This is a genomic window from Armatimonas sp. (genome assembly GCF_031410135.1).
Taxonomy (GTDB): Bacteria; Armatimonadota; Armatimonadia; order Armatimonadales; family Armatimonadaceae; genus Armatimonas.
In genome coordinates, this window is the sequence record NZ_JANNYP010000830.1 from 1 (window position 1) to 4,741 (window position 4,741).

Here is a 4,741-nt window from a genome sequence, read left to right on the forward strand (position 1 = left end):
GCCCAGATGCCCTGGCCGTAGATCGCCTTGCCGTCTTCTAGCCGGTACTCCGGGCCAAAGTCGAGCTTTTCGCAGGCATAGCTGAGAAATTTCCAGTTGACCAGGTCTTTGGAGTGGAGCACGGGGAGGCCAGGCATGGCGTGCATCGTCGTGCCCGTGAGATAGAAGTCGCTGCCTACCCGGATGAGATCAGGGTCGGAGAACTCATCGTAGAACAGCGGATTGGAGAACGTGCCGTTCCCATTGTCGGCATGCCAGGTTTGTGTCTGTGGTGTCTTCATCGCGTTTTTTTTGAAAAAAGCCCTTGCTATTTCGTCGTAGCTAGAGTATACCATAGGAGCTTTACGAAATATCCCATTCCAACGAAGGAGGAAACAACGATGTCACAAGGAAGACTTGCCGCTCCCAAGCCCGGCCCTACCCCGCTCCCCACACTTGCCGCGCTCCCGACCCTGACCGATCAGAGCTTCTATGCGCACACGGCGGTGCCACACGGGACACTGGAGCAGGTGCGCTACACCAATCTCGCGGGCAAGGAGAAGCGGCTCCACGTCTACCTACCGCCGGGCTACGCCGCTAGCAAAGACACGCGCTACCCCGTGCTCTACCTCAACCACGGCGGCGGCGAGGACGATGCGCGGTGGTCCAGCCCGACAGGCGGCTGTGCGCCGGATATCCTAGACAACCTGATCGCGGCAGGGAAAGCCAAGCCGATGATTATCGTCATGCCCAACACGGGCGGGCTCGCCTCGTTCACGCCACCAGAGCCGGGGAAAGACGACCTCTGCACACAGGAGTACCTCAAGGACATTATCCCGCTCATTGACTCGCGCTACCGAACCCAGGTAAGCCGTGAAGGTCGCACGATCGCGGGCCTCTCGATGGGCGGCTTTGTCGTGACTAACACCGGCCTGACACACCTTGAGACATTCGCGGAGCTCTATATCTTCAGCTCAGGCTACATCGGGGAGAACCAGAAGCTCGCCGAGGAGCGCTTTTCGGCGATCCTTACCGACCCCAAGATTAATGAGAAGCTACGCGTTCCGCTCTACATGGGCCAGGGCGAGACCGATATCGCGCTCAATAACGGGCAGCACTTTATGTCGTTGCTCTTTAAAAACCACATCCGCGCCTTCTGGGTGCTGAGCACAGGCGGCCACGAGTGGGGCAACTGGCGGCGCTACCTCTGGCAGACGGCCCAGCTTATGTTCCCCGCAAGTTCTTAAAAGTGAGATAGAAAAACAAAAACAAGGAGTATTGAAATGACAACAACCCAACGCCTCGCTTGCATCGCAAGCAAACTGACCTGCGTCGCACTGATTACGGTTTTCCCGTTTATTCAACCCGCTATGGCACAAAACGACAAGATGGTGGCCATTCCAATCCCCACCCAGCCCGACGTCATCGAGCTTAGCACCGGTCCACTGCCTGGTGCGACTGCAACCGAGTCCTGGCACAAACAGTACGGCAGTATGTTTGCCCGCAATGTCACCGTCGCCACCCTCCGCCCTTTCCTCCCTGACCCTGCAAAGGCGACTGGCGCTGCGGTGATTGTCGCACCTGGTGGTGGCTTCCGGACACTCTCAATGGAGAACGAGGGCTGGCAAGTCGCCCGTGCGCTTGCCGCCAAGGGTGTCGCGGCCTTCGTGCTCAAGTACCGGCTTAACCAAACCCCGGCAGACCTTGAGGAGTTCGCGCGTCCGCCGGCTCCACGCCCCACAGGCACTCCTCCCCCGGCGGGCACGCCTGCCGCTCCACCTCGAACCGTAGGCGGCGATATGGCGTCCCGAATCGCGCCACAACTCGCCGATGCCAACGCGGCTTTTGCGCTGGTGCGTGCCAACGCGGCGAAGTGGCATGTCGATCCCGACCGCATCGGCATGATCGGCTTCTCGGCAGGCGCAGCGCTGACCATGACCACAGGGCTAAATAGCAAAGAAGCGAAACCGGCGTTTCTGGGCAATATCTACGGCCCCCTCGGAGCCGTAGAAGTTCCCGCAGATGCGCCGCCGCTCTTTGCGGCCATCGCCGCCGACGATCCGTTGTTTGGCTTCAATGTGGGCTTGATCGAGAACTGGCGCAAGGCCAAGCGGCCCGTCGAGTTCCACTACTACGAGCAGGGCGGACACGGCTTCGGGATGTACCCTAAGGAGACCACGAGTACCGGCTGGTTCGACGCGTTCTCTAGCTGGCTCAAGATGCACGGCTACTTGAAGCCAAAAGCCTAATATTCACGGATGCCCTCACGGTGAACGTGGGGCAATGGGGCCTTTGGCCGCCTCCTCGTGCCTCGTCGGTAGATATTCCGCCGAAGGCGCGGCGGAACGCCCCATAGCCCGAGGATTTCCGTCAGGCCAGTTCGATCAGAGTGATCGAGTACGGCGGGAAGGTGTAGACAAACTCAGGCTTTACGCCACGAATTTTTATGGTTTTGGGAACCACTTTACTCGGTTTTTCCATGGAGTTGGTTTCGTCGGGCGGGGAGGCGAGCGTAGTGACCGTGGCCTCGGGCTTGACTGACTTGACTCCCGTGAGCTGAATGGTGACGGCCTGTGGCGTCTCGCCGGGGTTGACGTACTTAACGAAGACCTTGCCGGTCTTGCTCTGGCGTGTGACGGAAGCCAGGAGCGGTGCGCCGGTCAGGCTGACTTTGAGGAGCTCATCGCCGACACTGGTCGAGAATAGTTTTAGGGCGTAGTAGCTGGGCGCACCGTAGGAGCGCAGCGCATCATAGCCGATGAGGTCGGGGCGCCACTGTCGCCCGCCGGGGTTGATATTGACAAAGAGCGGCGCGTAGCACTGCATGGTCACAAAGTCCGAGTGGCGCTCCATTGCTGTCATGAACGCCGCATCTCCCAGAGCGGCCTTCATGCTGGGCGTGGCGGGAAGATTACGCGAGGGCGGGAGCCACGGCGCGATCTCTTCGTGCGCGGCCCACTCCCCCACAAAGATCTCCGGCCCCTTGCGGTCGTAGCGGTCGAAGTGGGTCGGGGAGTCGCGGATAAAATCAGCGGCCTTGCGGTAGTAGTGCTCATCGAGGGCATCGGGCTTGCGGCTCTTGACGCGCTTACTGGCGGGCTGCTCGTTGCCAACCGTCGAGACCACTTTTAGGTGAGGATACTTTGCCTTGATCGCATCGTAGAACTGCGCGAAGCGGCCATCGTAGCTGCCGGAGCGGTCGAAGAAGTCCTCGTTGCCCACCTCAACATACTGGAGCTTGAAGGGCTTCGGGTGGCCATCTTTGGCGCGCTGTGCGCCCCACTTGGTTGAGACAGAGCCCGTGATGTACTCGATCTCCTCCAGCGCCTCTTGCACATAGGGCTCTAGGTCTGGGCCGGGCTTGACGAACTCGCCGCGCAGGGAGTAGCCCGCATAGACTCCGAGCACCGGCTCAGCGCCCATGTCCTCGCACCAGAGCAGGAACTCCAGCAGGCCCATGCCATCTGTGGACCGGTAGCCCCACGGACACGGATGACCAGGACGCGTCTCCAAGGGCCCGATTGTCTTTTTCCAGTCGAAGCGCTCCGCGATGGTGTTGCCCTCTAGGTAGTTGCCACCGGGGAAGCGCAGAAACGCAGGCTTCAGATCGACCATGAGCTGCATCAGGTCTTTGCGAAAACCATTGGGGCGGTTGTTCCAGGTGGGCGGGAAGAGCGAGACCAGGCTCAGCCAGAGCGTCCCTGGCTTCTCTGCGGTGATCGTGAAGATTGCATCCGTGGTGGGCGCGACTTTTCCCGTCTTGAGGGTCGCCGTAATTTTCTTCCAGCTCTCCCCCACGGCGGAGACGCGCATTTGCGCATAGACCGTCTTGCCATCGCGGCTCTGGAGCGTGAGTGTCAGCGCCCCGACACTTCCACGTGCGTAGAGGCTGGCTTTGTAGCTCGTATTTGGCGTGATCGGAAAGCCCCAGTAGCCGTCGTTTGCGACTCCTGCTCCTGCCGCTGTCGCCTCAACCCGCAGGCTGGTAGTGAGCACGGCGTTCACAGGCAGCGCAGTGTCAAGCGCGAGGGTCGCACCGCCAACACTCAACCAGTGAGCAGGATTCTTGGCATCATCAAGAAAAGCACGATTGCGAACCAGCTCGGCGTAGAGGCCACCGTCGTAGCTGTAGTTGATCTCCTCGGTCATCAGGCCGTAGTGGAGCGGGCTTACTTTTCCCGTCGCTTTTGTCGCGTCTATCGTGAGTGTCAGGTTCTGTTTCTTCATAGTGTGTTAGGTTTCTGGCAGGTCATGCCCTCGCGGAGCTGCATGGCGACGGCTCGGGTGGGCAGGGGGACTTCGGGGCTCTGCATCTTTTCCAGCAGGAGCTCCACCGCCCCGTGCCCGACCTGCTCCATCTCGTTGCTGATCGTGTGGAACGGCAGAAAGTAGCGGTCGTCGGTGCGGGAGTGGAAGAGCAAGATGGAGAGGTCGCCGGGGATCGTGAGGCCAAGCTGGTGGCTGGCATGGACAACCGCCATGGCCTCCGCAAGCTCGTAGGCAATAATGGCGGTGGGGCGCTCCGGGCTCTGAAGCAAGGCTTTCGCAGCGGCGATGCGCTCGTCGCCGGGCTCGTGGTGCCAGAGCTTGGGAAGCGCATAGACATGGGGCGCTCTCCCAGCAGCGGCCATCGCCTGCTCGTAGCCCTGCTTCCGGTCGTGCTTGCTGTAGTGGGCGTTGAGTGGCTCATCGGAGTCCACGTAGGTGATTCTCTCATGCCCGAGAGTGAGTAAGAACTCCGTGGCGAGACGCCCGCCTTGGG

5 protein-coding genes are annotated in these 4,741 nt (G+C 60.6%); 2 read left to right on the forward strand and 3 right to left on the reverse strand.

Annotation, left to right across the window (positions count from 1 at the left end; genetic code table 11):
* A partial coding sequence (locus RMO15_RS30190; protein WP_309721968.1) for a family 43 glycosylhydrolase occupies positions 1-281 on the reverse strand: 281 nt, incomplete at its 3' end.
* Positions 282-380: 99 nt separating this feature from the next.
* On the opposite strand from RMO15_RS30190, the gene RMO15_RS30195 reads away from it, so the two are divergent.
* A complete protein-coding gene (locus RMO15_RS30195; RefSeq protein ID WP_309721970.1) occupies positions 381-1,226 on the forward strand; it encodes an alpha/beta hydrolase-fold protein in 846 nt (281 codons plus the stop codon).
* 36 nt (positions 1,227-1,262) lie between these two features.
* Positions 1,263-2,228, forward strand: coding sequence for an alpha/beta hydrolase (locus tag RMO15_RS30200; RefSeq protein WP_309721973.1), 966 nt, complete (start codon positions 1,263-1,265; stop codon positions 2,226-2,228).
* Between the two features lie 121 nt (positions 2,229-2,349).
* Here the strand turns inward: RMO15_RS30200 and RMO15_RS30205 are convergent, their stop codons facing one another.
* Both RMO15_RS30205 and RMO15_RS30210 read right to left on the reverse strand, forming a co-directional pair.
* Positions 2,350-4,206, reverse strand: a complete 1,857-nt coding sequence (locus tag RMO15_RS30205; protein ID WP_309721976.1) for an alpha-L-arabinofuranosidase C-terminal domain-containing protein — start codon at positions 4,204-4,206, stop codon at positions 2,350-2,352.
* Positions 4,203-4,741: substrate-binding domain-containing protein (locus tag RMO15_RS30210; protein WP_309721979.1), on the reverse strand; the 539-nt coding region annotated here is incomplete at its 5' end. The genes RMO15_RS30210 and RMO15_RS30205, both read right to left, overlap by 4 nt.

Bases quoted from the DNA above. Each gene is read 5' to 3' on its own strand.
- RMO15_RS30200 (WP_309721973.1), top strand. From the start codon at position 1,263: ATGACAACAACCCAACGCCTCGCTTGCATCGCAAGCAAACTGACCTGC.
- RMO15_RS30205 (WP_309721976.1), bottom strand. From the start codon at position 4,206: ATGAAGAAACAGAACCTGACACTCACGATAGACGCGACAAAAGCGACG.
- RMO15_RS30195 (WP_309721970.1), top strand. From the start codon at position 381: ATGTCACAAGGAAGACTTGCCGCTCCCAAGCCCGGCCCTACCCCGCTC.